Genomic DNA, 1594 nt, shown 5'->3' with positions numbered 1-1594 from the left:
CCGGCCATCGACTCCGCATCGAACAGATCCCGCTGATCCCGCGATCGCCCCTGCACACGACCAAGGCTCCCGCACCCGGCCCCACCACCCGGGCACAGACACGCACTTGTTCAGCAGTCTCCTAGGCTCTCCGAACCAACGCACGACTCTGCCGCGGTGGGGGCGTGATCTGGGGCTCCTGTTGCTGGCTGACGTATTGCGCGTGTAGTACGATGGGTTGGTGAGTGAAGGCATCGACTGGCGACACCGAGGCGACTACCTCGCTAAGCATGGACTGACCCCCGACGTCGCCGACGAAGCCTTCGCCGATCCGAACAGATTGGTCATTGACCCCGACCCAGCCTCCTTGTCGGGCAGAAGCATACGGGTCATTGGCTGGTCGTCCTCGATCAGGATGTTGGTCACGGTGATCGTTCTCCCCGACGAAGGCGTCGTCTGGGGAGTGAACGCGTGGCCATCGAACAGCACCGACCAACGCCGATACCGAGAGGAGCCGACAGATGTCGATCAGTGATCTCATCGCGAGCGAAGCTGACGCGGCCGAACGCAACCCGGATGCCCCGATCAAGCCGGGGAGCAAGGTGACCCGCGGCCACCAGCGCGCCAAGACGCTCCAGGTGCGGCTCAACGTCGAGGAGTTCGACGCGCTGACGCACCTGGCTGAACAGCGGGGGCTTCCCGTTTCCACGCTGGCTCGCGACCTCCTGCTCTCCCACTTGGCAGGGTCCGATGATTCCGCCAAGTCGTTGATCGCCAGGATTCGAGCCGAACTCGACGACCTGGCCACCCGCGTCGCCTGACCCGGAACGCGCGCAAATGCCGCGGTGTGCGAGGGTAGCCTTTCGGCTAGCTGCCACCCGAGCACGACCGCCCTCAATTGCCGCGACCGGTGCGCTCGTGGGGTGTGACACGCCTGAGCCTCCCCATGGCGTGCTTGGGTTCTGCGTGGTGGTGGTCAGGAGACCTCAACCTCGCGCGTGAGCGCGATCCGAGCGGCGCAACGCCCGGCGCTTGGACTTCTTCGCGTGGGCTGGTGAGACTGCAGCCATGGCTTATCACGACGGCGAATCCGTGTCGCCGCATAGGATCCGCGTCTTGTACGTGACTGATCTGACGTACCAGGCGCGGGGGCGCCGCTATGGCGACGAGGACGTGTTCTTGTCCGATCGTCTTCGCTCTGACTTCGACGTCGCCCTGTGCCACCCGCAGGACGCGCTCGTCTCCATGAACTCCTTCGACGTGGTCGTCGTTCGCAACAGCGGCCCCGTCATCCACTACCAAGGGCACCATGACGAGTTCCGCAGCCGCGCTCTGCAGGCCGGTACACGGGTGTTCAACGAACTGACGGGCAAGGCCGACATGATCGGGAAGCAGTACCTGCTCGACCTGTACCGCGCCGGCTACCCGGTCATTCCCACGGTCGAACGGCTGCAGGACCTCGACCAGTTGCCGCTGGCCGACCAATATGTGGCTCTTCACACTTCCGGTGGGGGTGGCGGGGTGAGTCCGCCGCCGATGAGGAGCATGCGTAGCCGGTAGTTGTCTCGGTTGCGGAAGCCGCGGGCGATGCGGCGGTGGAGTTCGATGAGCCCGT

General features: G+C 65.0%; 3 protein-coding genes. All 3 read left to right on the top strand.

All coding sequences use genetic code 11. The features are described from left to right. The first annotated feature begins 220 nt into the window (after nt 1-220). The gene (locus tag WBL05_RS06695; RefSeq protein WP_424224640.1) at nt 221-514 is read left to right on the top strand and encodes a hypothetical protein; all 294 of its coding nucleotides are present in this window, start codon (nt 221-223) and stop codon (nt 512-514) included. Next, nucleotides 501-800 (top strand): CopG family transcriptional regulator, encoded by a 300-nt coding sequence (locus WBL05_RS06690; RefSeq protein WP_424224638.1) that lies wholly within the window; start codon nt 501-503, stop codon nt 798-800. The genes WBL05_RS06695 and WBL05_RS06690 overlap by 14 nt, the downstream gene beginning before the upstream one ends. Before the next feature lie 247 nt (nt 801-1047). Continuing rightward, nucleotides 1048-1539, top strand: a complete 492-nt coding sequence (locus WBL05_RS06685) for a hypothetical protein (RefSeq protein ID WP_424224637.1) — start codon at nt 1048-1050, stop codon at nt 1537-1539. The last annotated feature ends 55 nt before the right edge of the window (nt 1540-1594 follow it).

It is taken from the genome of Brooklawnia sp. (genome assembly GCF_049651565.1).
Taxonomy (GTDB): Bacteria; Actinomycetota; Actinomycetes; order Propionibacteriales; family Propionibacteriaceae; genus Brooklawnia.
The sequence above is the reverse complement of the archived record's forward strand: the minus strand, read 5'-3'. Positions and strand labels throughout refer to the sequence as shown.

Bases quoted from the DNA above. Each gene is read 5' to 3' on its own strand.
- WBL05_RS06685 (WP_424224637.1), top strand. From the start codon at position 1,048: ATGGCTTATCACGACGGCGAATCCGTGTCGCCGCATAGGATCCGCGTC.
- WBL05_RS06690 (WP_424224638.1), top strand. From the start codon at position 501: ATGTCGATCAGTGATCTCATCGCGAGCGAAGCTGACGCGGCCGAACGC.